The following is a 24,553-nucleotide window of genomic DNA, read 5'->3' as shown; positions in this document are numbered from 1 at the left end:
GATTACTAGCGATTCCGACTTCACGCAGGCGAGTTGCAGCCTACGATCCGGACTACGATCGGCTTTCTGGGATTAGCTCCCCCTCGCGGGTTGGCAACCCTTTGTACCGACCATTGTATGACGTGTGAAGCCCTACCCATAAGGGCCATGAGGACTTGACGTCATCCCCACCTTCCTCCGGTTTGTCACCGGCAGTCTCGTTAAAGTGCCCAACTGAATGATGGCAATTAACGACAAGGGTTGCGCTCGTTGCGGGACTTAACCCAACATCTCACGACACGAGCTGACGACAGCCATGCAGCACCTGTGTTCCAGTTCCCTTTCGGGCACACTCAAATCTCTAAGAGCTTCTGGACATGTCAAGGGTAGGTAAGGTTTTTCGCGTTGCATCGAATTAATCCACATCATCCACCGCTTGTGCGGGTCCCCGTCAATTCCTTTGAGTTTTAACCTTGCGGCCGTACTCCCCAGGCGGTCAACTTCACGCGTTAGCTCCGGTACTAAATGGTTTTACCCACCCAACACCTAGTTGACATCGTTTAGGGCGTGGACTACCAGGGTATCTAATCCTGTTTGCTACCCACGCTTTCGTGCATGAGCGTCAGTATTGGCCCAGGGGGCTGCCTTCGCCATCGGTGTTCCTCCACATCTCTACGCATTTCACTGCTACACGTGGAATTCCACCCCCCTCTGCCATACTCTAGCCTGCCAGTCATAAACGCAGTTCCCAGGTTGAGCCCGGGGATTTCACGCCTATCTTAACAAACCGCCTGCGCACGCTTTACGCCCAGTAATTCCGATTAACGCTCGCACCCTACGTATTACCGCGGCTGCTGGCACGTAGTTAGCCGGTGCTTCTTATTCCGGTACCGTCATCCACACAGGGTATTAACCCATGCGTTTTCTTCCCGGCTGAAAGAGCTTTACAACCCGAAGGCCTTCTTCACTCACGCGGCATGGCTGGATCAGGCTTGCGCCCATTGTCCAAAATTCCCCACTGCTGCCTCCCGTAGGAGTCTGGACCGTGTCTCAGTTCCAGTGTGGCGGATCATCCTCTCAGACCCGCTACAGATCGTCGCCTTGGTGAGCCTTTACCTCACCAACTAGCTAATCTGATATCGGCCGCTCAATCAGCGCAAGGTCTTGCGATCCCCTGCTTTCCTGCTCACAGAATATGCGGTATTAGCGTAACTTTCGCTACGTTATCCCCCACTGAAAGGTACGTTCCGATACATTACTCACCCGTTCGCCACTCGCCACCAGGATTGCTCCCGTGCTGCCGTTCGACTTGCATGTGTAAGGCATGCCGCCAGCGTTCAATCTGAGCCAGGATCAAACTCTTCAGTTCAATCCAACAAAAAAACAACTCACAATTCACTGACGGTAGAATTTAACTTCTACCTCGATGGATCTCTCCATCCGTGTGATTGCCTTTAATACTTTTTGCGACTTGCGTCGCTTTCGCATCAAGGCACCCACACCTATCGGTTGTCCAAATTTTTAAAGAGCTTCCAACTTCACCGCGCCGTCGCTTTCGCTTCGTCTGCAGCGGAGAGGCAAGATTATGAAGAACTTCTCTCACCCCGTCAAGCTTTTTTGCAAAATTTCTTGCTTCGCCTGACCCCCCTACAACCGCCGGAAACGCCCGGCACCGCAGGAGAGGTGCGCATTCTACCGATTAAATCCAAGCCGTCAACACAAAACTGAAACTTTCTCCAAACCCCATCAACAACACCCCTCAAATCAGTCAATTACACCGTAGAAAACTTCAACAATATCAATCTCTCGCACGCCCAACGGGCTCTGAAATCGGATTGAATCGCCTTGTCGTGACTTGATCAAGGCACGCGCCAGAGGAGAAATCCAGCTAATACGCCCCTGCGAGACATCGGTTTCATCCACACCGACGATCGTATAGGTATTCTCGACGCCATCTGGATCTGCAATTGTTACCCTCGCACCAAAAAATATCTGATCGTTATCGCCCTGGCGCAGCGGATCGACAATTTCTGCGCTTTCGATGCGCTTGGTCAGGAAGCGGATGCGGCGATCAATCTCCCGCAGGCGCCGCTTGCCATATATATAGTCGCCATTTTCGGAACGGTCGCCATTCGATGCAGCCCAGGCAACCACTTCGACAACATGAGGGCGCTCACGTTTGACCAGATGCTCAAGCTCGTCTTTCAATCGGGCATGACCAGCCGGCGTAATATAGTTGCGCGTTCCCGGAGGAAGCTTCAACGAGGGCGAAAGATCCTCTTCATCGTCGCTATCACTCTCCCGCACAAACGCCTTGTTCATCAGTATCCGATACTGTAATGCTCGACATCGACACGGATCAGTTCGCGCCCGAGCAGGGCCGCCGTGTTTTTGGCGAACTGCTCCGCCCACGTACGCTGGTCGCGAAAGCGCGCTTCACCTGCGTATTTGGCGACACTAAGAATACGGTCGACGGCGAGAATCTTGCCGGTCGGAGTCGCAACATCGCACTCCAGAACGGTGAACTCATGGTCAAACCATTGGCGCGCTACGTCAGATGGTGCCCCGCCCGGAAATTTGAATTCGAATTCTTTTTCCTTGCCGAACGAGACAATTACATGATGTTGCATTTCTCTCTCCTCCACGAATCGGATCAAGGTATTCTAGCAAAACAACCGAAGCAATCAGGAGCCGAAAATGTCCCTTCATCCGCTGACTGACGCGGAGATCAGCCACATTCATGCCCAGCTGCATGAACTGCAGGTAGAGCACCGCGATCTGGATCAGGTCATTACGCACCTTATCGAGAATCCGCCACCGGAAGACTTGCTCATTCCCCGACTGAAAAAGCGAAAGCTTTTACTAAAAGACCGGATCATTCAGCTGGAAGAAATGCTGGTACCCGATATCCCGGCTTAGTGATTGTTCGGTGGAATACGGAAGAATATCCAGTAGACGGCGCCAATAACTCCGGCCACCGCCAGTTCCCATAACACGGGAACCGTCCATACGACTCCTGCCAGCGCAGCCAGCAGGAGTGAAAAGACAGCGATCTTGGCGATCAAAGAATCAGCGAACCGATATACCAGGCTAGTGCCGCCATAGCCGCACTGCAGGGGATGGTAAGAATCCATGCCCAGACGATCCCGCCAGCCACCCCCCAGCGTACGGCGCGCGCGCCACGCGTTGAACCAACGCCGGCAATGGCACCAGTAATAGTGTGGGTGGTAGAAACCGGGATTCCGAACGCCGTGGCCAAAAATAGCGTGATAGCGCCGCCGGTGTTGGCGCAGAAGCCGCGGGCCTGATTGAGCTTGGTAATGCGATTGCCCATCGTCTTGACGATGCGCCAGCCACCGAACATGGTTCCGAGGCCCATAGCGGTATAGCAGCAGAGAACAACCCAACCGGGAATGGGATCGCTTGTCGTCGAGATGCCCGCAGCGATCAGCAGCATCCAGATGATGCCGACTGTCTTTTGCGCATCATTTCCACCGTGCCCCAGGCTATATGCGGCGGCCGAGATCAGCTGGAAGCGGCGGAAATGTTTATCGACTTTGCGTGGTGCCATGTTTCGACAAATCCACGAAACGATCACCATCAAGGTCCCGCCAATCATGAAGCCGAGAAACGGCGCGACGAAGATGAAGGCGACGATTTTCAGAACACCGGACGAGATCAGGCTGCCAACGCCCGCCTTGGCAATGGCGGCACCGACCAGCCCGCCGACCAGCGCGTGCGATGAAGACGACGGAATGCCGTAATACCAGGTGATGATATTCCAGATAATGGCCCCGATCAGCGCACCGAAGACCACGTAATGATCGACGATCGATGGATCGATGGTGCCTTTGCCAATGGTTGAGGCAACTTTTAGCTGAAACAGGAAATAGGCGAGAAAATTGAACGCCGCCGCCCAGATGACCGCCTGATGCGGCTTGAGAACGCGCGTGGAAACGATGGTGGCGATTGAATTGGCCGCATCGTGAAAGCCGTTCATGAAGTCGAACAGCAAGGCGACAATCACCAGGGTTACAACAACCCCGAGACTGATATTAAGGGTATCCATACCGAGCTATCCGCTCAGGAGTTTTCGAGAACGATGGCTTCAACCGTGCCGGCCACATCCTTGCAGCGATCGGTGACCGACTCGAGCAATTCGTAGATTTCCTTGAGTTTGACGACCTCGCGCACATCCGGTTCTTCGCGGAAGACTTTGGACATAGCGCTCCGCAACGAGCGATCGGCCTCGGATTCCAGCGCATCGATCTCGTGACAAAACTTGAGAATGGCCGGTGCGTTGTCCATGCTGTGCAGCAGCTTGATGACCGACTGCACGCAGATACAGCAGTTTTCGGTGACGATCGCCATGGCCTTGGCATCCGGCGGAACGCGGGTGATGTCATAGAGCGACATCGACTCGGCGACGTCCTGCATGACGTCGAGAATATCGTCCATGCTATTGATCAGCTGATGGATTTCATCGCGATCGAAGGGCGTGATGAACGCTGTGTGCAGTTGTCCCAGCGTATCGTGGGTAATGGCATCGGCCTCTCGCTCGAGCCTATCGATTTCCTCGGCGAAGGCTGGCGCTTGCTCGGGATGATCGACCAGTGCGGCGATCATGTTGGACAAAGCCTTTCCACCCTGCGCAATCAACTCGGCGTGCGCGTTGAAAAGATCGAAATACTTGCCCTCCCTGGGCATCAGACGAGCGAACATGACAGTCCTGTTAAGTTTTTATTACAACGACAGGATTCTATCACTCCGGCACCAGCCTCCAAATGCCCGGTTAGCGATGAACAAAGCTCTTCCCGCTAAAATAGCGCATGGACATCCCTCTCCTTCCCGCCGACGCATTTGGTGACCGCTTCTCGCTTGACGAGTTGCCTTTGGCCCGGGCACCGGCCGGCTACGCGGTGCAGATGCTCGACACCGACAAGCTGCTCGATCGGCTCACCGGTGTTTTCCTGCCTGTCCGCTCCGAACAACTCGACGGGCTGTTCGATAGCTTCGACGCCGCCTACGCCGCGGCGCAAGCCTGGGTGGAAAAACACTGCCAACATCCCGACGACCACCGGCTGGCCATCGTGCCGGCCAGTTTTGATCACGTATTGAACCGCCACGTACTTATATATGGCGTTCTCTGCGGTCAACCCTGATTTTTGCTCAATATTGGAGTCTGCCCATGACCCCGTTCCAAACCCGCCAGCTTGGCCGTAGCAATTTTATCGTCCCCGAGGTCTGCCTCGGCACCATGACTTTCGGCGAACAAACCAGCGAGGCTGACGCCCATGCCCAGCTCGATTTTGCTCTGGCCGCCGGCATCGGCTTCATCGATACGGCCGAGATGTACGCCGTTCCGCCGCGAGCCGAAACCTGCGGCGCATCGGAAAGCATCGTCGGGCGCTGGCTGAAACGCCAGCAGCGCGACCAGATCCAGATCGCCACCAAGGTCGCCGGCCCGAGCCGCAACCTGGGCTGGATTCGCAACGGCCCACCAGCACTCGACCGCGCCAATATCCGCGCCGCCCTCGACGGCTCGCTGCAGCGCCTGCAGACGGACTACGTCGACCTCTATCAACTGCACTGGCCGGAGCGCAACCAGCCGATGTTCGGGCAATGGCAGTTCGACCCGAAAAACGAGCGGGAAGGCACGCCGATCCGCGAACAGCTCGAAGTGCTTGGCGAACTGGTCAAGGAAGGCAAAATTCGCCACGTTGGCGTCTCCAACGAGCATCCATGGGGCATCATGGAATTCACCCGGCTGGCCGATGAACTCGGGCTGCCGCGCATTGTTTCGACGCAGAACGCCTACAGCCTGCTCAACCGGACTTTCGAAACCGGCCTGGCCGAAGTCTGTCATCGTCAGCAAGTCGGGCTGCTGGTCTATTCGGCCCTCGGCTTCGGCCATCTGACCGGCAAGTATCTGGCCAACCCGAACGCCGCCGGCCGTATCACCCAATGGCCGGCCTTCGGCCAGCGTTACAGCAAGCCGAACGTCGCCCCCGCCGTCCAGGCCTACGTTGAACTCGCCCACAAACATGGCCTGACGCCGACGCAGTTGGCGCTCGGCTTCTCGCGTTCGCGCTGGTTCGTGGCCAGCACGATCATCGGCGCCTCCTCGCTGGCCCAACTCAAGGAAACCCTGCCCGCCATGCAGACGACGCTTTCGCCAGAAATACTCGGCGAAATCGACACCATCCACCTGCGCTACACCAACCCGGCGCCCTGATGGAGTCGCTTTTCGTCCGCCTGGCCGAAGCCCTGGCCGTTTCCGAAATTGGCCAAAAAATCCGGTTGACCGTAGCAATCGCCACTGACTGGCAGGCCGGCAAGCTGGATAGTCGCGACAGCACGCCGGTGACGCTGACTTGCGGCCGGCCGGCCAAACCCGAGCTGCTGCCCCATAAAGACGTGCCAAATCGCAACCCGGGAACGCCGGAAGGTCGCGCCCGCCTGCTCCATGCCATCGTGCACATCGAATTTTCGGCCATCAACCTCGCCCTCGACCACGCCGCCCGCTTTCGCGGCCTGCCGGAAGCCTATTACGCCGACTGGATCGGTGTTGCGGCCGAAGAAGCCGAACATTTCGAACTGCTGCGCACCCGCCTGCAATCCCTCGGCTACGACTACGGCGACTTCCCGGCCCATGCCGGCCTGTGGGACATGGCCGAAAAAACGGTCGACGACGCCCTCGTCCGCATGGCGTTGGTGCCCCGCCTGCTCGAAGCACGTGGCCTCGACGCCACGCCGCCCATCCAGATGAAACTCGAACAGGTTGGCGACCACGAAAGCGCCCGCGCCCTCGACATCATTTTGCGCGATGAAATCGGCCACGTCGGCCTCGGCGACCGCTGGTATCGCCACCTGTGCGCCGAGCGCGGGCTTGAGCCGGAAAGCACTTACCGCGACCTGCTCACCCGCTATCAAGCGCCATGGCCACAAGGAAAAATGAACGAAGCGGCGCGCCTCGCAGCTGGCTTCAGCGCTGGTGAACTGGCGGTCCTCGCAAAAAAAAGGTAGAATAATCAGTTCAATGCGTTGATGTTTCGCCCGCAGTCATTCCGAGCAGCCACCGGTTTCGTAGGTTCTTGTGCAGGATTCACCCCATTGATTCGTTCCCCGGCATGGCTGCGTCGGGGTCACCCAGGCCGCCCGACCATCGGGCCAATCCGTCGCCGGTTATAACAATGTGAATGGCGACGATGAAAGGAAACAGCATCTATGTCGTCTACTCCCGACAGCTTCGCCGATCTCGGCTTAAGCGAAACGCTACTCAAAACACTGATCGAAATCGGCTACGAAACACCATCGCCGATCCAGGCCCAATGTATCCCGGTCCTGCTCGAAGGTCATGACCTCATCGGCATGGCCCAGACCGGCACCGGCAAGACCGCCGCCTTCGCCCTGCCTCTCATGGAACAGATCGACGTCAAGCTGATGAAGCCGCAGGCGCTGATCCTGACGCCGACGCGCGAACTGGCCATCCAGGTTGCCGAAGCCCTGCAAACCTACGCCAAGAACCTGCCCGGTTTCCATGTCCTGCCGATCTATGGCGGACAGAGCTACACCATCCAGCTCAAGCAATTGTCGCGCGGCGCCCACGTCATCGTCGGCACCCCGGGTCGCGTCATGGACCACCTCGAGCGCAAGACGCTCAACCTCGACAACCTGAAGACCATGGTTCTCGACGAAGCCGACGAAATGCTGCGCATGGGCTTCATCGACGACGTCGAATGGATTCTCGAACGCACGCCGCCGCAGCACCAGACCGCGCTGTTCTCGGCCACCATGCCGGAACAGATTCGCCGCGTCGCCCAGAAGTATCTGGTCGAACCGCGCGAAATCAAGATCAAGTCGGCTACCGCCACCGTTGCCGCCATCCGTCAGGTTTACTGGCAGGTTTCCGGCATGCACAAGCTGGACGCCCTGACCCGCATCCTCGAAGTTGAAGAAGACTTCGATGCCGCCATCATCTTCGTCCGCACCAAGACCGCCACCGTCGAACTGGCCGACAAGCTGTCGGCTCGCGGTTACGCTGCCGCCGCCCTGAACGGCGACCTCAACCAGCAGATGCGCGAACGCGTCATCGAGCAGTTGAAGTCCGGCGCGCTCGACATCGTCATCGCCACCGACGTCGCCGCCCGCGGCATCGACGTGCCGCGCGTCAGCCACGTGGTCAACTACGACATTCCGTACGATACCGAAGCCTATGTGCACCGCATCGGCCGTACCGGCCGCGCCGGCCGCACCGGCAACGCCATCCTGTTCGTCGCACCGCGTGAAATTCGCATGCTGCGCACGATCGAACGTGCTACCCGCTCGCCGATCGCGCCGCTGACCCTGCCGAGCCGTGCCGACGTGACCAACAAGCGCGTTTCCGACTTCAAGCAAAAGGTCGTTGAAGTGCTTAATGCCGAAGGCCTCGATTTCTTCGCCAACATCGTCTCGCAAATTGCCGAAGAGCAAAATGTCGGCGCCGAAGAAGTCGCAGCCGCCCTGGCCATGATGGCCCAGGAAGGCAAGCCGCTGCAGATCGCCGGTGAAGACCCGCGTCCCGCCCCGGCCCCGTCCTTCGACAGCCGTGACAGCCGTCCCCGTCCGGGCAGCTTTGGCGAACGTGACGAGCGCAAGCCGCGTTCCAGCGAGCGTGGCGACAAGCCGAGCTTCGAAAACCGTGGCGAACGTCCGCGTCGTGAAGAACGTCCGGCCCGTTCCGCCCCGAGCGGCGACATGGTGCGTTACCGCATCGATGTGGGCAGGGATCACGGCGTCCAGGTCAAGGACATCGTCGGCGCCATCGCCAACGAAGCCGGCATCGAAAGCCGCTTCATCGGCCGCATTGCCCTCTACGATGAATCGAGCACGGTCGAACTGCCGGCCGGCATGCCGGGCGAAGCGTCCAACGCCCTGAAACGCACCCGCGTCCGCGGCGTGCCGATCAACCTGCGTCCGGACGAAGGTCGTCCGGATGGCGGCGCCAGCACCGAACGCAAGTTCGATGGCGAGCGCAGCTTCAAGAAAAAGAGCTTCGACCGCTAATCACGCCTAAGCGGCAAGACAATCAAGGCCACGGCAAGTCCGTGGCCTTTTTCTTGTCTGGCGTTTGCCCGCTGCCGGATACGCGAAACGACTATTTGATAATTATTCCTATTTACAAGCTAGCAGCCCGGCTTTATGATGAGAACCATTCTCAACAACGGCTTATCAATCATGCGTAGCCTGCTTTTCAACACCTCGCTGGCCGGCCTGCTGCTCTGGCTGCTGCTGGCCGGGATTTCAACCTGATTTTTCGGCAAGGAGCGACCATGCCAAGCAGCGAACTGTGGGCCGGGGCCTTGAGCCTGCTGCTCATTCATCACGAAACCGGCTGTCAACATTCGGCGCTCAACGCCGCCCGTCTGCTCGACCGCATCGGCGCGCTCGCCGACATCGATGCCGACACCCGCAATCTGTGCGAACGAGCCAGCAACCGACTCAATTCAGGCGAGGAGCACCATCATGCTGGCACCGCTTAAGAACCGCGCACTGCTTGAGCGTGACGACGGCGATCCGCAGGCCGACCTCAGCCCGCAGCCGAGCGACCAAACCGGCCGACGCGTCGCAGCGCTGGAATCCGAAATCACCGCCCTGCGTTCTGCCTTGCGCCAGTCGCGCCAGACCCAGCGCCGGAGCGCAACGATTTCAACCCGCAAGATCATTGCCCAGCTCAACGAAATCGACGGACTCAAAGCAGTCGTTGCCACGCAGCGCCAGCGGCTGGCCGATTTTGAATCCGGTCAGGTGATGATCGAGCTGGGCCATCAGCTTCAGCAACTCAGCGCCTCGAACAACGATTTGAGCAGCGCGGCACAGCGCGTTTGGCACCTCGAAAAAACCATCCGCGCCGCCCACGCCGAATGCGAGCGCCTGGCCGGCGAGCGCGATGCGCTGGTCCAGCACTTTCACTGCCCGCTAGCCAACCTGCAGTTATAGGATTTACCAGCCTTGGCGAACCGGGATCACCGATCCCACGGTCAACCGGAAATTTTCGCCAAAATTGAAATACCACTTTTTCTGCCAGCCAACCGGATGCCCGGCCAGCCAGCGATTCATCGCCGAGGAGCCCGAGCATGTCCGATCATCCCTTTCACGTCGCCGGCGGATTTTTCGCCCCAACCCGCCACAGCCCGCCTGAAACGCTGACGCTGCAACGCCCCAGCCTGCCGGAAGAGGCCGGTAGCACGCCGCGCCTAGGCTCGCGCCGGCGCAAGCTGTGGGACATCCCGCACAAATTTCACTGCCCGGTCATTGGCGTCTGTTTTGGCGTCGAGGAACTGCGCGGCCTGATGGCCAAGAACATCCAGTTCCCGCGCGACACCAGCGATTTCGTGCTGCACACGACGGCGGTGGGCGCCTGCGAAACACGCACGGCGCTGGCCGAAGCGCTGCACAAGCAGCTGGAAAAACGCTTTCTGCTGAGCATCCGGTCCTTTGCCAAAGCCAAGGATGCCGAAACCTTGCACACGTTGTGGCGCGACGCGGTGCAAACCGGCATCGAGCTCCCCGCCGCGCTGTGGGCAAGCTGGACGCATCCGGCCTGCGATGCCTTGCTCGAACAGGACATCTACGCCGACATCCACATGATCCAGCACCAGCTCGGCACCGGCATGCGGGCCGAGCTCTCGATGCTCAAGGCACTGCAGGCCGACAACGCGCAATTGCGCCGACAACTCGATGCGGCGCGTCATGAAGTCGAAAGCCAGCGCGCCGAGAAATCGCGGGAGACGCAGCAACTCGGCCAGCGCGTCGCCGAACTGCGCATCGAGCTGGCCTGCAAGGATGCCTATGCCGCCAACCTGGCTGGCCAGCTTGACCTGTTGCGCCTGAGCCTGCCCGAGCTCAAGGAACGCCAGGCCCTGGCCCGCCGGGCCAGCGATGCCGAAGCCAGAGCCAGCGCGCTGACGGCGCAGGCCGGCGAGCAGGGCCGGGAAATCGACTACCTACGCAACCGCCTGCGGGCCCTGAGCAAACATGCCGACGAAACCATCCAATACTTGCTGGCCGACGGCGAGCACCCGGCCGCTGGCCCGGACTCGGCACCGGAAGATGCCGGCGCCAATCTCTCCGGCAAATGCGTCCTTTGCGTCGGCGGCCGTACCGGTTCCATCGACGGCTATCGCCAGATCGTCGAACAGCGTGGCGGCCGTTTCCTGCACCACGATGGCGGGCTGGAAGAAAGCCTGCATCGCATCGACGGCTTTCTCGCCGCCGCCGACCTCGTCATCTGCCAGGCCGGCTGCATCAGCCACAACGCCTATTGGCGAGTGAAGGAGCAATGCAAACGTACCGGCAAGCCGTGCCTGTACATGAAGAATGGCGGTGCTTCAGGGCTTTCGCGGCTGATCGACCAGAACCGCAGCGAAACGGCGCTGCCGGCCAAGGTTTAACTGCTGCGCCGCTCCAACCACGTGAGCAGCACGGCGAACAGCACCTCCGGCTCGACCGGCTTGGCGACGAAATCGTCCATGCCGGCGTCGATGCACTTCTGGCGGTCTTCCTGGAAAGCGTTGGCGGTCATGGCCAGGATCGGCGTCTGCCGGCGCCCAGCCAGCTGGCGGATGGCGCGCGTCGCCTTGAGGCCGTCCATGACCGGCATCTGGATATCCATGAGGATCAGGTCGTAATCGGTCTGTCCGGCCTTGTCGACCGCCACGGCGCCATTCTCGGCAACATCGACCGGCCAGCCGAGCACTTCATGGAGCAGCTCGAGGGCAACCATCTGGTTGATTTCGTCGTCCTCGACGAGCAGGACGCGAACGCCGGCAAAGCGGGTCCGCAAAGCCTGCTCCGTTTCCGCCGCCGACAAGGCCTGTGCCGCCTCGTCATCGCGCTTGCCTGCCGGTGCCGCGGGAACACAATCCCGGGCCAGGCGCAGCGTCAGGGCGAAGGTGCTGCCCTGCCCCGGCACACTGGTCACGGCAACATCGCCGCCCATCAATTTGACCAGTTGCCGGCAGATGGCCAGGCCCAGCCCGGTGCCGCCATGCTGGCGGGTGGTCGACGTATCAGCCTGCTCGAAGGGCTCGAAGACGCGTTGCAGCGCCTCGGGCTGGATGCCGATGCCGGTATCGACCACCTCGATGCCGATCAGCACGTCGCTGTCATGCTCCTCGCGGATATCCGCGCGCACCGTGACGCCGCCCTGCTCGGTGAATTTGATGGCGTTGTTGACCAGATTGAGCAGGATCTGCTGGATTCGCAAAGCGTCGCCAACGAGCGGTATGTCGAGCAGGCGCGGCGCGATCTCACGCCTGAGCCACAAGCCCTTGGCCTGCGCCCGCTCGCCGAGCAGGCTGTCGACATTGGCGAAAAGCGCCCCAGGCAGGAAGGGCATTTCTTCCAGGGTCAGCCGCTCGGCCTCGATTTTCGACAGGTCGAGGACATCGCCGAGCAAGGCCAGGAGATGATTCGCCGCCTGATTGATGCGGCCCAGGTTTTCGACCTGCCGGGGATCGACATTCTGCCGGGCCAGCATGTGCGTCAGGCCGATGATCGCGTTCATCGGCGTGCGCACTTCGTGGCTCATGTTGGCCAGGAAGGCGCTTTTCGCCCGGTTGGCCGACTCGGCGGCTTCCTTGGCGTGCGACAACTGCTGAGTTCTTTCGTCAACCAGGGACTCGAGATGATCGCGATGGCGCAGCAGTTCGGCCCGCGACGCTTCCCGCTCGGCACCCCAGCGCGCCGAAATCCAGCCGCCCCAGGCAATGCCGATCAGGCCGATGAGCCAGATGATCAGGTGGCTGATGCCCAGATTGAAACGCGTTCGTTCGATCTGTTCGAAATAGGGCGCCAGGGGCAGATTGAGCCCGGTCGCCCCGCGCATGTCGCCCGTCTTGTAACCCAGAACGGCATGGCATTTGTCGCAGCCCGGCTCCATCATCATCGCCCGCAGGTAGCGCAGATACGGTTTGCCATTGACCGCCTCGACCTCCCAGACCTCCTTTTTCTCACCGCGCACGAAGGCTTCGAGCTGGCGTTTTTCCCAGACATCCGGGGCATTACCCGGATTCAGATAGCGCAGCCCGGTGATACGGCCGCGAATGCCGTAATCGGTCGTATACAGATCCATCATCTGGCGCAGCATGGAGGCCGGGTTGAGCAGGGTCAGTTTTTTCCCGTCGGCGGTCGTCGCTTCCCGCCCCGGCACGTGCGACAACCACTCGACCGGCTGCTGGGTTTCGGTGATCGGCACGTAAACGCCGCCGTGCAGGGTGCCCCAGCGGCGGAACGTGATGTCCTTGTTGAGATTGGCACGCGCCTCGGCGTAGGCCATCTCCATGGCCTGATTGCTGACGTTGTGGAAATTCCACACCATCGAAAGAATCAGGACGACCGTCCACACAGCGGCGGCCAGAATAGCCAAACGAACGGAAAAGATTTTTTCAGCCATGATGCAATCCAGCTTCCATTCGAAAGGAATGAAATCATCCTGAATCTAGCATGAAATTGGCATGACCGAACAAATCAAACACCAGGCCCGGACAAGGGGGGTCTGAGCCTGGCTTGGCTCAGGACTCGTCAACCAGCACCCAGTGGTTATCCACCGCCATTTTCTCCGGCCACGGTAACAAGGCCGGCTTGGCGCTCGGGTGCCAGCGCACCAGACCGAGGGCCGTCGAGACCAGCACGCCACCGCCCGGCTTGGGGCCTTCCCAGCCGGTCAGGGCATAGGCTTCCTGCAATTCGACGATGCGCGTCAGCTTGTCCGGCGTGGCCGGATGCCACAACTGGGCCAAGCCGACCTGGTTACTCGACAGGGCAAATCCGCCGTTGTAAGCCGGCGCGATGTCGCCGGCGTAACCCGCGCCGTCGCTGACCCGGGTCGGAATAGTCAGATCGTCGCCATCGAGCACGGCGAGAATCGGCGCCGCGGCACGGGCGGCCGGATCGTCGTGCTCGGCCTGCATGGCGACGCCGAGGAATTTCTTGCTGGCCGCCGGCCAGTGGCTCCAGGCCAGATGGCGCAGGCTCAGGCGCGGGTCATCCAGCGTCCATTGGCGGAGCAGGCGGCCGCTCTGGCCGTCAAGCCTGACCAGCGAGGCATCCATACGGTGCAGATCGTATTTTTTGTCGGCGGCCGTGCGCGGGATGCCGCCGTTGGCGACCATCAGATGACCGGCGTCGTCGACCAGCAACTGGTGCGGCTCCTGGCCATGCGTCTGCCATTCGGCCAGCTTCTTGAGGCTCTGGCGATCACGCACGCCGATCAGGCCGCGCCCGGTTTTCATGTCGGTTTCGGTGGTGTAGATCACGTCGCCACGCGGGCTGACGACGACGTGGCCGTTCAGCCGGGCGCTCGATGTTTCGTCGGCCAGATCGATCTTCTGGACTTGCTTGCCATCGCGATCAATGCGCATGAGCCAGGCACCGGGGCGCACACCGGTCACCAGCAGGCTGCCATCCGCCTCCGGCGTCAGGCCGTGCGGGCGCGTCGGCAAGGCCGCGGCGTGGCGGATTTCAAGCTTCTTGCGCTCCCAGTCGGCGGTCATCACGCCGGCGTAATAGGTATCGCCCGGATTCGGCCCGCGCCAGGCGGCGGCAATCGCGGCGCCTTGCGGCCCTGACGCCGCCCAGGCAAAACCGGCCTGCGGCAAGGTGGCCACGGCGCCGAACAGCTTCAGAAACTCACGTCGTTGCATTTTCATGATCAATTCAACTTGTTACGGTCAACCGGATTTTTTGCCCAAAATTAAAACCCCGACCGGTTAATGAAAGGCCCCATCCGCAGACAGGGCCGGCTGGCCACAACTTAGAACTTGAACTCGCCGCTCAGGATGAAACGACGTGCCTGGCCGGGCACGACGAAGCCACCGTTGTCGTAGAGCGAATCGTAGTAAAGCTTGTCGAAGACGTTCTGGACATTGAACTTGACGGCGTATTTCGGCTGTTCGTAGGCGACCATCGCATCCCAGCGGATATAGGACGGCACGTTGTTCGGGTTGAACGCAGCTGTGCCGGTCGGCGCGGCGCCGTAGCGCTTGCTCTTGTACTCCGCACCGCCGCCGACCTTGAAGCCCATCGGCAGGCGATAGGTGGTCCACAGGTTGACGGTCGTCTTCGGGGTATTGCGTGGCTGCTGGCCGACGAAGTTCGGATTGCCATTGCCCGGCGCCACTTCGAGAATTTCAGCGTCGATCAGTGACAGGCCGCCAAAGACTTCCCATTCGTCGGTGATACGACCGGCCAGTTCCAGTTCCAAGCCGTCCGACTGACGCTTCCTGGTCAAAATGGATGCCGTCGACTCGAGATCGGTATTGCGCTCCCACTCCTTGACGGCGTGGTAGAGCGCCGCGCGGAAAGCCAGGTTGCCGTCGAGCAGCAGCCACTTAGCGCCCAGCTCGGTCACTGCCGAGCGCTCAGCCGGATACTGGCTGCCGGAAAGCTGGTACAGGTCCGCCGTCGGGCTGAACGAGTCGCTCCATCCCAGGTAGTAGTGCGAATCGGCCCGTGGCTGCCAGGACAGGCCGACGCGGTAGCTGTTCTCGCCAAAGTCGCCGGAATACGCCGTCGTCGTCATTGTCGCTGGGACAGTCCGGGCGACAGTCACGTAGTCCGAGCGCATTTCGTCGCGACGAATACCGCCGGTCAGTTTCCAGTCCGGAATGAATTCCACCGCATCCTGAACATAGGCGCTGAAGGTTTCGCCCTGATAGGTATTGGCCGGTCGCGTGTCGATCAGTTGGCCAGTCACGCTGTTGGTGAAGCCGACCACATCCTTAAAGTAGATCCCGCTGTTGCCGACATTCGCCAGAGCCCAGCGCTTGGCCTCTTCCTTCAGATATTCAACGCCGGTGACCAGCTCGTGCTTCATGCCGAGGAGGTTGAAGCGCGTATTGAGATCGCTCTGAATGAGCAGATTGTCGGTATCCGTCTGCCGCGTCTTGGCGCTGCCACCGGTGGCAAACGACGCTGCACTGCCCGGCGCCGAGGCCCAGTACGAACGCTTGTAGTTGCTCGAACGAAGCACCGTCCGCCACTGGGTATCCGGCGACAGCGTGAACAGGTAGTTGAGGGTCGTGATGTTGGTTTCGCTGTCGTCGAAGGTCCCATCGACGCCCCAGTAGGCGCCTGACTTGGCGTAACTTTGATTCGGGCGCTTGGTCGCGCTGTCGAACGGCACGCCGTAATCTGCCCGGTCCTGAGTAGCCAGATACAAGTGACTCAAGGTCACTTCATGGGCCGTTCCCAGACCGAAGGAAATGCTCGGGGCAAAACCCTGACGATGGATTTCCGGCGTCGTTCCGGTCACCGGGTTGCTCCGCGAACTGCCCTCGTCGCGCGTCATGAAGTTGATGCGAAACGCCGTGTTATCGCTAATCCGCTGATTCAAATCAGCCTTCGCTTCAAAATATTCATTGCTGCCGATGCCGATGCTGGCCTTGTTGATGCCATACAGCATCGGCGTCTTGCTCACCTGATTGATCACGCCGCCAGCCTGACCGCGCCCGAACAGCATGGCCGCCGCGCCGCGCAGGACATCGACCTGCTCGGTGTTGAACACCTCGCGGTTGTACTGGGCGGTATCGCGGATGCCATCGAGGTACATGTCGCCAAAGGTGTAAAAGCCGCGCAACATCATGTTGTCGCCGGAACGGCCGCCCTCGGCGGCGTTGAACGAGAGGCCGGAGACGTTGCGCAACGCCTCGCGCAGCGAATTGGCCTCCTGCTCTTCCATCAATGACCGGGTAATGGTCGTGATCGCCTGCGGCACATCATGCGGATCCTGCACCACCTTGCCGACGCGCGTCTTGCTTGCCCGATAACCGTCCTGCTGCTCGGCGGTCGCCTTGACGGTGACCGGCGCCAGCGTCTGTTCCTCGGCTGCTGACGCATCCGCCACACCGAGCAAACCGGCAACGACAGCCGCCCCCAGCGGCAACAGGCCGGCATGTCGCCCGCCACGGAACGGTGCAGGCGATACCCCACGCACCTGAATTTTCGGATAGTTATTTTTCACAAGCGATCCTCTGTCGAGTCAGAAATGGCTGGCTGGCATGGAGGCTGGCTTGCCGAACAATAGATGTTCGAGGGGTGAAACAGTCACGCGCCGATAGCCGACAAAACAGTCGGACAAAACCCGCGGAGACGCCCCCTTGAACGCACTTCAAGACATGGCGGGCAGGAAAGCGGCTGGCTAGTCGATCAACGTCGATGCGAATGTATCGCATTTGCAACAACACATCAATACGATTGCGAATGATTCGCAATAATAATTGACAGCAATTCTCATCCACGAGAAGATGCGACCAATTCTTGTTTGCAATAGGCGCCTACCATGAACCCGCAGCCCCCCTCTCCCGAGCCCACCCTGCCCGCCGAAAAAACCGAAACCCGCCCGCGGATCGATAGCGAAAAGATTCTCGGCGGCGCCACGACGGTCGAGATCGACCATGCCGGCCAGCGCTACCTGCTGCGCGTAACGCGTGAAAACAAGCTGATCCTGACCAAATAGTTTCTCTCCGTTCCACCTCTCGTTCCCATAGCCAGCCAGCACAAGCCAGCGAGCCAAGGGTTTTTTCCGAGACAGCCGGCAAAACCTGAAAAATCGACCATGAGCTACACGCTATCCCGCCCTTCACCCTTCCAGCGCAGCGGCCTGCTGACAGCAGTCATTGGCCTGCATGTCGGTGTTTTCCTGCTCATCCTGGCGGCCAAAACGGTGGTGCCGCAGATCATGGAAATCCCGCTTGTCGTCGATCTGCTCGAAACGCAGGAAATCAGGAAAGAACCGGTCGCCAAGCCCTTGCCGATGACCAAACCGGTAGCGGTCAAGACGCCGCAGACGCCTGCCCCGAAGGCCGCCGCGCCGGTCGTCGAGGCGACCCAGAGCACTGTTCCGGCACCGGCTGCCGTAGTTGCTGCGCCGGTCGAAGCCAAGCCGGCGCAGGTGGCGCCGCCGGCCGAGCCGGTCAGCCAGGCCCGTTTCGATGCCGATTACCTGAAGAACCCGGCCCCCGCCTACCCGCCGCTCTCCCGCCGCATGGGCGAGGAAGGCAAGGTTGTGCTGCGCGTTTCGGTCAATGCGCAGGGCTCCGCTGACAGCGTTGAAATCAGGACTTCGTCAGGCAGCCAGCGCCTCGACGAGTCGGCACAAAAAACAGTTCGCAACTGGAAATTCATACCGGCCAAGCGCGGTGATGTCGCCGTCCAGAGCTGGGTACTGGTCCCCATCATTTTCAAATTGGAGCAATAACATGCAGGAAAATTCGTTCGGTTTCGCGCACCTGTGGGCCAGCGGCGACAGCATTTCGCACGCCGTCGCGGTCATTCTCGCCCTGATGTCGATCATCAGCTGGTATCTGATCCTGGCCAAGGCTGTTGATTGGTGGAACATGCGCCGGGCGGCCAAGGCGCTCGGCGCCTTCTGGTCGGCGAGCAGCGTCGGCGATGGCATCGCCCTGCTCAATCAGGCTGGCGCCGACAGCCCTTACGCCCAACTGGCGACGCAAGCCAACGGCTGCAATAACGATTGCGAAGCCGCCCCCGGCCGCCTCGCCTCGCGCTTCGATCCGGCTGAGCAGATGGAACGCGCCCTGCGTCAGCAGCTTTCGACCACCCAGGCCGGCATGGAAAACGGCCTGACCCTGCTTGCCACGACCGGCGCCACGGCGCCTTTCGTCGGCCTGCTCGGCACCGTCTGGGGTATTTACCATGCGCTGCTCGCCATCGGCCTGTCCGGTCAGGCGGCGCTCGAGAAAGTCGCCGGCCCGGTCGGCGAGGCGCTGATCATGACCGCCGCCGGCCTCGCCGTCGCGCTGCCCGCCGTCTTCGCCTACAACGCCTTCACCCGCGCCAATCGGGTCATTCTGGCCGATCTCGACGCCTTCGCCCACGACCTGCATGCCTTCTTCACGGTCGGCAAACCGTTTGTCGCCAACAGCGCGCAGATCCACCCGATGCGCGCCCGCGTTGCGACGGAGGCGGCATAACATGGCCATGGGCAGCTTCAACGCGCAGAACCACCAGATGCCGACGGCGGAAATCAACATGACGCCGCTGGTCGATGTGATGCTGGTTTTGCTGATCATTTTCATCATCACGGCACCGCTCATGACGCATCAGGTGCCGGTCGACCTGCCGCGCGCCTCGAGCACGCCATCGCCGGAAAAGCCCCTGACGTTGCAGGTCAGCATTGATGCCGACAACCATGTTTTTGTCGCCACCGAGGCGGTTGACCAAGGCGGCCTCGAAAGCCGTTTCCGCGATGCCGTGGCGCAGGACGCCAAGGTCGAAATGCACCTGCGGGCCGACCGCGCGACGCGCTACGAAACGGTGGCCGAAACGATGAGCGCGGCCCGTCGGGCCGGGCTGACCAAGATTGGTTTCGTGACCCAGCCGGGGGCTGCGCCGCTGTAAAAATTTCGCTTTAAAACCATCCTCAAGCCAGCCACGCGTATGCCCAGCCAGCCAGAGAAACCAGGGAGTCATAAAAATGCTGAGCATCAAGAAAATCGTTTCCGCACTGGCTTTATCCGCTGCCCTGGCCGCTCCGGCCCTGGCCCTTGAATACCCCATCGGCGTGCCGCAGCAGCGCAACGGCATGGAAATCGCCGCCGTTTATCTGCAGCCGGTCGAAATGGAACCGGAAGGCATGATGAAGAAGGCCGCCGAATCCGACATTCACCTCGAAGCCGACATTCACGCCCTAGCCAACAACCCGAACGGTTTCGAGGAAGGCGCCTGGATGCCTTACCTGGCCATCAAGTTCGAGGTTTCCAAGATTGGCGGCGACTTCAAGATCGCCGGCGATTTCATGCCGATGGTTGCCAACGACGGCCCGCACTACGGCGACAACGTCAAGCTGGCCGGCCCGGGCAAGTACAAGGTGAAATACACCATCCTGCCGCCGTCGGCCAATCCGCATTCGCATTTTGGTCGCCACACCGACCGCGCCACCGGCGTTCGCCCGTGGTTCAAGCCGTTTGAAGTCGAGTACGAATTCACCTACGTCGGCATCGGTAAAAAAGGCGGTTACTGATCATGAAACTCGCCAAAATCACCGCTGCGCTGGTCGTGGCGGGGCTGGCCATGCCCGCGCTGGCCGGCCCCAAGGAAGTCGAGTTGCTGAATAAGCTGACTGCCCGGCTCGAAAAGCTCGAAGCTCGCAATGCCGAGCTGGAAAAGAAGCTGGAAGCACGCAACGTCGAGATGGAAAAGCAGGTCAAGACGCTCAAGACCGAGAGCGACGAGATCGCCAAGGGCCTCGACAGCCCGCGTCTTTCCGAAAGCGAGCCGGAATTGACGGTGCGCCTCAAGGCCGTCGAGAAGGACGCGCTGGGCATGAAGAAGGCCGCCAGGATCGCCGAAGGTCTCGAAGGCATCAAGGTTGGCGCCTCGCTGGCCACGGTCGGCCAGTTTGCCTCCGGGCTGCCGAAAGATATCGAGAACGGCAGCGCCCAGCTCAACTACCGGGCCGACGTCTCGGTCGAACTGCCGCTGGCGCCGATTGGCGACATCGACCACAAGCTGTTCGCCCATCTGCGCATGGGTCAGGGCCTCGGCCTCAACGCCGCTTTCTCGCGCCTCGGCCATTTCGCCAGCGCGCCGAATGCGCTGGCCTTCCGCGCCTCGGGCAGCAGCCCGGACGACTCGGTGACCATCCTCGGTCAGGCCTGGTATCAGGCGGCAATTCCGCTGCCCTTCCTCGGCTTCAAGCCTTATTCCCGCGAAACACTGGAGCTGACTTTCGGCAAGATGGACATCTTCGGCTTCTTCGACCAGAACGCCGCGGCCGGCGACGAGGCCAAGCAGTTCCTCAATTCCGTCTTCGTCCATAACCCGCTGCTCGACGCTGCCGGCGAAGTCGGCGTCGATGCCAATGGTTTCCAGCCGGGCTTTGTCGCCTCTTATCTGAATTACGTCGACAAGATGCAGCCGTGGCGTCTGTCGGTTGGCCTCTTCGGCGCCGGCGACAAGGGCGCCAACTACCAGCGCAGCCTGACCTCGCCGCTGCTCATGGTGCAGGCCGAAACACAACTCAAGCTGTTCGGCGGTCTGACCGGCAATTACCGGGTCTACGGCTGGAACCGCAGCCAGGGCACGGATTTCGACGGCACGCTGACCAAGCACACCGGCGTCGGCGTCTCGGTCGACCAGCGCGTTGGCGATGGCATCAAGCTCTTCGCCCGCTACGGCAAGCTGATCGATGGCGAACTGCCGTTCAACCAGGCGGCCACGCTCGGCGCCGAGTTTTCCGGCAGCTACTGGGGCCGCGGGGCGGACAGCCTGGGCATTGCCGGCGCCTGGCTGCAGGCCGGCAAGGGCTATCGCAGTGCTCCGGTCACCACCTACCTGGACGAATTGCAGACCCAGACCGCCTTCACCTTCACGCCACGCGGCGCCGAAAAACTGGCCGAAGTCTATTACCGCTACCGCATTTCGCCGCAGTTCGAGCTGTCGCCTGACTTCCAGTTCGTCAGCAACGGCGGCGGCAATGGTGACGCCAAGTCGGTCAAGGTCTTCGCCCTGCGGGCCAACATCGCTTATTAAGGAACGCTCATGAAAACCGCCCGCCTGCTTTTCATTTTTAGCCTTTTTTTCCAGTTGACCGTGGCATCGGCCGACGACATGCCGACCATCAAGCTGCTCATGAAGGATGGTCGTCTCCACCCGGAAACGCTGGAAGTGCCGGCCATGACGCGCTTTCGGCTGGAGGTGAAGAATGAAGGGCCGGGCGCGGCGGAATTCGAGAGCCTTGAATTGAAGAAGGAACTGGTCCTCGCCCCCGGCGTGACACGCAACCTCGTGTTTTTCCCGATGAAACCGGGGACGTACAAGTTCTTTGACGATTTTCATCCGGAAACCGGGCAGGGAAAAATCGTCGCCAAGTAATAACCGCCAGCCAGCCAAATCTATAAATAGCCAGCAAGCACGGAGCACAGCATGGGTAACGCATTTTTTGTCGTCTGGCGCGAAAGCCTCGAAGCTTTCCTGATCGCCGGCATTCTCTACGCCTGGTTGCAGGCCAACGACACGACCGGCAAGGGCAAGCGCGCCCTGTTCATCGGCCTCGGCGCCGGCGTCGGGCTAGCCCTGCTGCTCGGCTGGGCGCTGCTCACGGTGCAGGACGAGCTGACTGGCGAGGCGCTGGAAATCTTCCAGACCGCCACGCTCTTCGTCGCCGCCGGGCTGATCACCCAGATGGTGCTGTGGATGCGCAAGCATGGCCGGACGATGAAGGCCCGGCTGCATGCCGACCTGGCCGCCGCCCGCGAACGCTCGGGCTACTTCGGCGTCGCCGTGGTGGCCGCGCTCGCCGTCGCCCGTGAAGGCGCGGAGACGGTGATCTTCCTTTATGGCATGGCCCAGGAAGGTGACCTGACACCGCTCTGGGTCGGCGCCCTGGCTGGTTTTACCGGCGCCTGGGCGACCGCCTGGCTGGCTGCGAAAAGTCTGGCCCGACTCAACATCGCCCTGCTCCTGCGCCTGTCGTCCATCCTGCTGCTGGTGCTGGCCTCGGCCCTGCTCATCGCCGCCATCGACCGCCTGATCGGCGCCGGCTACCTGCCGCCACTGCTCGATCCGGTGTGGGACACCTCGATGTTGATCGACGACACCACCAAGGGCGGCAAACTGCTCGCCGACTTCTCCGGATACCGCGCCCGCCCGGCCCTGAGCAGCCTGCTCGTCTGGGTCGCCTACTGGGGCGTCGTGCTCTTCGCCTGGCGGAGGACCGGCCGTGGCTGAACACGTCATCCAGTTCCACGCCAGCCGCCCGCAAAGCCGGGTGGCAAAAATCGGCCTTTTTCTCAGGAACAATCGCCGGTCCATCATCGCCGTCCAGTGGGTCATCGTCGTCCTCTACGCCGCGATGGTCATCATCCCGGCGTTTTTGCCTTTGCCAGCCGAAGACCAACACATCTGGGACAACCTCCGGCTGTTCGCTCAATTCTGCTTCTGGGGCCTCTGGTGGCCCGGCGTCATGATCGCCACGGTGACCATGGGCCGCGTCTGGTGCGGCCTGTTCTGCCCGGAAGGCGCCATTTCCGAATGGGTCAGCCAGTACGGCCGGGGCAAGGCGCTGCCGCGCTGGCTCAAATGGACCGGCTGGCCCTTCGTCGCCTTCGTGATGACCACGGTTTACGGCCAGCTGGTCAGCGTTTACGAATACCCGCAAGCGGCGTTGCTGGTCCTCGGCGGCTCGACCATTGCGGCCATCGTCATCGGCCTGCTCTACGGCCGCGAAAAGCGCATCTGGTGCCGCTACCTGTGCCCGGCCTCGGGCGTTTTCGCCGTGCTGGCCAAGATCGCCCCGCTCCACTACAAGGTCGACCGCGACGCCTGGGACAAGTATCAAGGTGACTTCGAACCGGTCAATTGCGCCCCGCTGCTCGACGTCCGCCGCATGACCAGCGCCTCCGAGTGCCACAGCTGCGGCCGCTGCGCCGGCCAGCGCGACGCCGTCACCTACTCGGCCCGCTCGCCGTTCAGCGAAATCCTCGACTTCAACAACCCGGCCCGCACGCCCGATGCGCTAACGCTCGTCTACGGCGTGCTTGGCGTCGCTACCGCCGCCTTCCAATGGACGCTCAGCCCCTGGTTGCTCAGCGCCAAACTGGCCGCCGCCGACTGGCTCGTCGACCACGACCACTTCGCCCTGCTCGACAACGACGTGCCGTGGTGGCTGCTCACCCACTACCCGGAAGCCAGCGACCTGTTTACCTGGCTCGACGGCGCGCTGATCCTCGCCTACCTGCTCGGCGGCGGCTTCCTGCTCGGCAGCCTGCTCCTGATCGGCCCGGCCCTCGCCGCCAGATTGCTCAAAACCGAACACCTGAACTGGCAACGCTTCACCCTCGCCCTGACCCCGCTCGCCGCCGCGAGCGTCATCCTCGGCCTGTCGATGCTCACCGTCACCCATTTGAAAGCCGAACACCTGTGGCTAGGCTGGCTGCCGTATTTCCGCATCGGACTGCTGACCGCCGGCTGCCTCGGCAGCTTGTGGCTGGCTTTGCAGCTGGTTCTACGGTCAACCGGAAAAATCGGCCAAAAATGGACTGCCGGGCTGGCGATGCTGTGGCCGGTCGGGCTGATGGCGACGGTGTGGACGCTGGTTTTCTTTGTCTGGTAAACCACCCACCACCAAGCAGCCCCCTTTTATCCGATTGGGGCTGCATGCCGCCAGCCAGCGGCTGGTCAACACTGTTTACTACCGATCCGCCCCGACTTGGCCGGTGGGCTCTTGAGTGCCCATCCCGGCGTGACGATATTCAGACTTTCTTGGCCCACAAGGTACACCAGCCGTCTGGACTGATTTTCCCCTCAACCAGTTTGCAGGTATTCGACTCAGGAATGAAGTTCGTGCATAGGGCACATTTTTGCTCACCCTTTGGTTTTGGCTGATATTGCACAGTCGCCTGTGTAACTTTTTTCACCTGGGATGAGCCGTCTCCAGGCGTGGGTTTCGTGCTTTTCTTCGGGTCATCGGCAGCGAAAGCCGCCGGCACGCACAGCATGCAGCCAGTAGCTAGAGCAGCGCGGAAAACATTGCGGCGCGATGGATTCATTTTTTCCATGACAATCTCCTTTG

General features: G+C 61.0%; 25 protein-coding genes and 1 rRNA gene (1 of these 26 only partly in view). 17 read left to right on the top strand and 9 right to left on the bottom strand.

What is annotated here, in order from left to right; all coding sequences use genetic code 11:
• The 3 genes from KI613_RS06210 to KI613_RS06200 all read right to left on the bottom strand — a co-directional run.
• Positions 1-1,348: ribosomal RNA gene (locus KI613_RS06210) — 16S ribosomal RNA — on the bottom strand (it extends 190 nt beyond the left edge of the window).
• A gap of 395 nt (positions 1,349-1,743) precedes the next feature.
• Positions 1,744-2,301 carry a transcription elongation factor GreB gene (gene greB / locus KI613_RS06205; protein WP_226404325.1) on the bottom strand — a complete coding sequence of 186 codons (558 nt, stop codon included), beginning with the start codon at positions 2,299-2,301 and terminating at the stop codon, positions 1,744-1,746.
• Positions 2,301-2,609 (bottom strand): hypothetical protein, encoded by a 309-nt coding sequence (locus tag KI613_RS06200; protein WP_226404324.1) that lies wholly within the window; start codon positions 2,607-2,609, stop codon positions 2,301-2,303. The genes greB and KI613_RS06200 overlap by 1 nt, the downstream gene beginning before the upstream one ends.
• 67 nt (positions 2,610-2,676) lie before the next feature.
• Between KI613_RS06200 and KI613_RS06195 the strand changes: the two genes are divergently transcribed.
• Positions 2,677-2,898, top strand: a complete 222-nt coding sequence (locus KI613_RS06195) for a YdcH family protein (RefSeq protein ID WP_226404323.1) — start codon at positions 2,677-2,679, stop codon at positions 2,896-2,898.
• A gap of 142 nt (positions 2,899-3,040) precedes the next feature.
• Here KI613_RS06195 and KI613_RS06190 read toward each other — a convergent pair whose 3' ends face one another.
• Together KI613_RS06190 and KI613_RS06185 are read right to left on the bottom strand one after the other, a co-directional pair.
• Complete coding sequence (locus tag KI613_RS06190; RefSeq protein ID WP_404826987.1) at positions 3,041-3,994, bottom strand: inorganic phosphate transporter; 954 nt, start codon at positions 3,992-3,994, stop codon at positions 3,041-3,043.
• Positions 3,995-4,062: 68 nt separating this feature from the next.
• Positions 4,063-4,701 carry a DUF47 domain-containing protein gene (locus KI613_RS06185; protein WP_226404321.1) on the bottom strand — a complete coding sequence of 213 codons (639 nt, stop codon included), beginning with the start codon at positions 4,699-4,701 and terminating at the stop codon, positions 4,063-4,065.
• Positions 4,702-4,808: 107 nt separating this feature from the next.
• Here KI613_RS06185 and KI613_RS06180 point away from each other — a divergent pair, with 107 nt between their 5' ends.
• From KI613_RS06180 to KI613_RS06150, 7 genes are all read left to right on the top strand, one after another.
• A complete protein-coding gene (locus KI613_RS06180; RefSeq protein WP_226404320.1) occupies positions 4,809-5,141 on the top strand; it encodes a hypothetical protein in 333 nt (110 codons plus the stop codon).
• 26 nt (positions 5,142-5,167) lie between these two features.
• Positions 5,168-6,214, top strand: coding sequence for an aldo/keto reductase (locus KI613_RS06175; RefSeq protein WP_226404319.1), 1,047 nt, complete (start codon positions 5,168-5,170; stop codon positions 6,212-6,214).
• Positions 6,214-7,005 carry a ferritin-like domain-containing protein gene (locus KI613_RS06170; protein WP_226404318.1) on the top strand — a complete coding sequence of 264 codons (792 nt, stop codon included), beginning with the start codon at positions 6,214-6,216 and terminating at the stop codon, positions 7,003-7,005. Before KI613_RS06175 ends, KI613_RS06170 begins: the two co-directional genes overlap by 1 nt.
• Before the next feature lie 201 nt (positions 7,006-7,206).
• Positions 7,207-9,024, top strand: coding sequence for a DEAD/DEAH box helicase (locus KI613_RS06165; RefSeq protein WP_226404317.1), 1,818 nt, complete (start codon positions 7,207-7,209; stop codon positions 9,022-9,024).
• Positions 9,025-9,290: 266 nt separating this feature from the next.
• Positions 9,291-9,500, top strand: coding sequence for a hypothetical protein (locus tag KI613_RS06160; protein WP_226404316.1), 210 nt, complete (start codon positions 9,291-9,293; stop codon positions 9,498-9,500).
• A complete protein-coding gene (locus tag KI613_RS06155) occupies positions 9,484-9,957 on the top strand; it encodes a hypothetical protein (RefSeq protein WP_226404315.1) in 474 nt (157 codons plus the stop codon). Before KI613_RS06160 ends, KI613_RS06155 begins: the two co-directional genes overlap by 17 nt.
• A gap of 137 nt (positions 9,958-10,094) precedes the next feature.
• Complete coding sequence (locus tag KI613_RS06150; protein WP_226404314.1) at positions 10,095-11,411, top strand: DUF2325 domain-containing protein; 1,317 nt, start codon at positions 10,095-10,097, stop codon at positions 11,409-11,411.
• Here the strand turns inward: KI613_RS06150 and KI613_RS06145 are convergent.
• From KI613_RS06145 to KI613_RS06135, 3 genes are all read right to left on the bottom strand, one after another.
• A complete protein-coding gene (locus KI613_RS06145) occupies positions 11,408-13,414 on the bottom strand; it encodes an ATP-binding protein (RefSeq protein WP_226404313.1) in 2,007 nt (668 codons plus the stop codon). The genes KI613_RS06150 and KI613_RS06145 overlap by 4 nt on opposite strands.
• Before the next feature lie 118 nt (positions 13,415-13,532).
• Positions 13,533-14,669, bottom strand: coding sequence for a DUF1513 domain-containing protein (locus KI613_RS06140; protein WP_226404312.1), 1,137 nt, complete (start codon positions 14,667-14,669; stop codon positions 13,533-13,535).
• A gap of 104 nt (positions 14,670-14,773) precedes the next feature.
• A complete protein-coding gene (locus KI613_RS06135) occupies positions 14,774-16,981 on the bottom strand; it encodes a TonB-dependent receptor (RefSeq protein ID WP_226404311.1) in 2,208 nt (735 codons plus the stop codon).
• A gap of 318 nt (positions 16,982-17,299) precedes the next feature.
• Between KI613_RS06135 and hemP the strand changes: the two genes are divergently transcribed.
• The 9 genes from hemP to KI613_RS06090 all read left to right on the top strand — a co-directional run bounded on the left by hemP (position 17,300) and on the right by KI613_RS06090 (position 24,094).
• Positions 17,300-17,476, top strand: a complete 177-nt coding sequence (gene hemP, locus KI613_RS06130; RefSeq protein WP_226404310.1) for a hemin uptake protein HemP — start codon at positions 17,300-17,302, stop codon at positions 17,474-17,476.
• A 99-nt stretch (positions 17,477-17,575) separates the two neighbouring features.
• Positions 17,576-18,217, top strand: coding sequence for an energy transducer TonB (locus tag KI613_RS06125; RefSeq protein ID WP_226404309.1), 642 nt, complete (start codon positions 17,576-17,578; stop codon positions 18,215-18,217).
• A 1-nt stretch (position 18,218) separates the two neighbouring features.
• The gene (locus KI613_RS06120) at positions 18,219-18,953 is read left to right on the top strand and encodes a MotA/TolQ/ExbB proton channel family protein (protein ID WP_226404308.1); all 735 of its coding nucleotides are present in this window, start codon (positions 18,219-18,221) and stop codon (positions 18,951-18,953) included.
• A gap of 1 nt (position 18,954) precedes the next feature.
• Complete coding sequence (locus tag KI613_RS06115) at positions 18,955-19,380, top strand: ExbD/TolR family protein (RefSeq protein ID WP_226404307.1); 426 nt, start codon at positions 18,955-18,957, stop codon at positions 19,378-19,380.
• Positions 19,381-19,456: 76 nt separating this feature from the next.
• Positions 19,457-20,002: an iron transporter gene (locus tag KI613_RS06110; protein ID WP_226404306.1), complete on the top strand. Its 546-nt coding sequence runs from the start codon at positions 19,457-19,459 to the stop codon at positions 20,000-20,002.
• A gap of 2 nt (positions 20,003-20,004) precedes the next feature.
• Positions 20,005-21,513 (top strand): carbohydrate porin, encoded by a 1,509-nt coding sequence (locus tag KI613_RS06105; RefSeq protein WP_226404305.1) that lies wholly within the window; start codon positions 20,005-20,007, stop codon positions 21,511-21,513.
• Between the two features lie 9 nt (positions 21,514-21,522).
• The gene (locus KI613_RS06100; protein ID WP_226404304.1) at positions 21,523-21,855 is read left to right on the top strand and encodes a cupredoxin domain-containing protein; all 333 of its coding nucleotides are present in this window, start codon (positions 21,523-21,525) and stop codon (positions 21,853-21,855) included.
• Positions 21,856-21,906: 51 nt separating this feature from the next.
• Positions 21,907-22,710: an FTR1 family iron permease gene (locus KI613_RS06095; RefSeq protein WP_226404303.1), complete on the top strand. Its 804-nt coding sequence runs from the start codon at positions 21,907-21,909 to the stop codon at positions 22,708-22,710.
• Positions 22,703-24,094 (top strand): 4Fe-4S binding protein, encoded by a 1,392-nt coding sequence (locus tag KI613_RS06090; RefSeq protein WP_226404302.1) that lies wholly within the window; start codon positions 22,703-22,705, stop codon positions 24,092-24,094. Before KI613_RS06095 ends, KI613_RS06090 begins: the two co-directional genes overlap by 8 nt.
• Before the next feature lie 139 nt (positions 24,095-24,233).
• Here KI613_RS06090 and KI613_RS06085 read toward each other — a convergent pair whose 3' ends face one another.
• Positions 24,234-24,539: a high-potential iron-sulfur protein gene (locus tag KI613_RS06085; protein WP_226404301.1), complete on the bottom strand. Its 306-nt coding sequence runs from the start codon at positions 24,537-24,539 to the stop codon at positions 24,234-24,236.
• Between the last annotated feature and the right edge of the window lie 14 nt (positions 24,540-24,553).

The sequence above is a fragment of the Ferribacterium limneticum genome (assembly GCF_020510585.1).
GTDB lineage: Bacteria > Pseudomonadota > Gammaproteobacteria > Burkholderiales > Rhodocyclaceae > Azonexus.
Note: the sequence above shows the minus strand (reverse complement) of the source record. Positions and strands in the feature narration are given on the sequence as shown.

Bases quoted from the DNA above. Each gene is read 5' to 3' on its own strand.
- greB (WP_226404325.1), bottom strand. From the start codon at position 2,301: ATGAACAAGGCGTTTGTGCGGGAGAGTGATAGCGACGATGAAGAGGAT.
- KI613_RS06200 (WP_226404324.1), bottom strand. From the start codon at position 2,609: ATGCAACATCATGTAATTGTCTCGTTCGGCAAGGAAAAAGAATTCGAA.
- KI613_RS06195 (WP_226404323.1), top strand. From the start codon at position 2,677: ATGTCCCTTCATCCGCTGACTGACGCGGAGATCAGCCACATTCATGCC.
- KI613_RS06185 (WP_226404321.1), bottom strand. From the start codon at position 4,701: ATGTTCGCTCGTCTGATGCCCAGGGAGGGCAAGTATTTCGATCTTTTC.
- KI613_RS06180 (WP_226404320.1), top strand. From the start codon at position 4,809: ATGGACATCCCTCTCCTTCCCGCCGACGCATTTGGTGACCGCTTCTCG.
- KI613_RS06175 (WP_226404319.1), top strand. From the start codon at position 5,168: ATGACCCCGTTCCAAACCCGCCAGCTTGGCCGTAGCAATTTTATCGTC.
- KI613_RS06170 (WP_226404318.1), top strand. From the start codon at position 6,214: ATGGAGTCGCTTTTCGTCCGCCTGGCCGAAGCCCTGGCCGTTTCCGAA.
- KI613_RS06165 (WP_226404317.1), top strand. From the start codon at position 7,207: ATGTCGTCTACTCCCGACAGCTTCGCCGATCTCGGCTTAAGCGAAACG.
- KI613_RS06160 (WP_226404316.1), top strand. From the start codon at position 9,291: ATGCCAAGCAGCGAACTGTGGGCCGGGGCCTTGAGCCTGCTGCTCATT.
- KI613_RS06155 (WP_226404315.1), top strand. From the start codon at position 9,484: ATGCTGGCACCGCTTAAGAACCGCGCACTGCTTGAGCGTGACGACGGC.
- KI613_RS06150 (WP_226404314.1), top strand. From the start codon at position 10,095: ATGTCCGATCATCCCTTTCACGTCGCCGGCGGATTTTTCGCCCCAACC.
- KI613_RS06145 (WP_226404313.1), bottom strand. From the start codon at position 13,414: ATGGCTGAAAAAATCTTTTCCGTTCGTTTGGCTATTCTGGCCGCCGCT.
- KI613_RS06140 (WP_226404312.1), bottom strand. From the start codon at position 14,669: ATGAAAATGCAACGACGTGAGTTTCTGAAGCTGTTCGGCGCCGTGGCC.
- hemP (WP_226404310.1), top strand. From the start codon at position 17,300: ATGAACCCGCAGCCCCCCTCTCCCGAGCCCACCCTGCCCGCCGAAAAA.
- KI613_RS06125 (WP_226404309.1), top strand. From the start codon at position 17,576: ATGAGCTACACGCTATCCCGCCCTTCACCCTTCCAGCGCAGCGGCCTG.
- KI613_RS06120 (WP_226404308.1), top strand. From the start codon at position 18,219: ATGCAGGAAAATTCGTTCGGTTTCGCGCACCTGTGGGCCAGCGGCGAC.
- KI613_RS06115 (WP_226404307.1), top strand. From the start codon at position 18,955: ATGGCCATGGGCAGCTTCAACGCGCAGAACCACCAGATGCCGACGGCG.
- KI613_RS06110 (WP_226404306.1), top strand. From the start codon at position 19,457: ATGCTGAGCATCAAGAAAATCGTTTCCGCACTGGCTTTATCCGCTGCC.
- KI613_RS06105 (WP_226404305.1), top strand. From the start codon at position 20,005: ATGAAACTCGCCAAAATCACCGCTGCGCTGGTCGTGGCGGGGCTGGCC.
- KI613_RS06100 (WP_226404304.1), top strand. From the start codon at position 21,523: ATGAAAACCGCCCGCCTGCTTTTCATTTTTAGCCTTTTTTTCCAGTTG.
- KI613_RS06095 (WP_226404303.1), top strand. From the start codon at position 21,907: ATGGGTAACGCATTTTTTGTCGTCTGGCGCGAAAGCCTCGAAGCTTTC.
- KI613_RS06085 (WP_226404301.1), bottom strand. From the start codon at position 24,539: ATGGAAAAAATGAATCCATCGCGCCGCAATGTTTTCCGCGCTGCTCTA.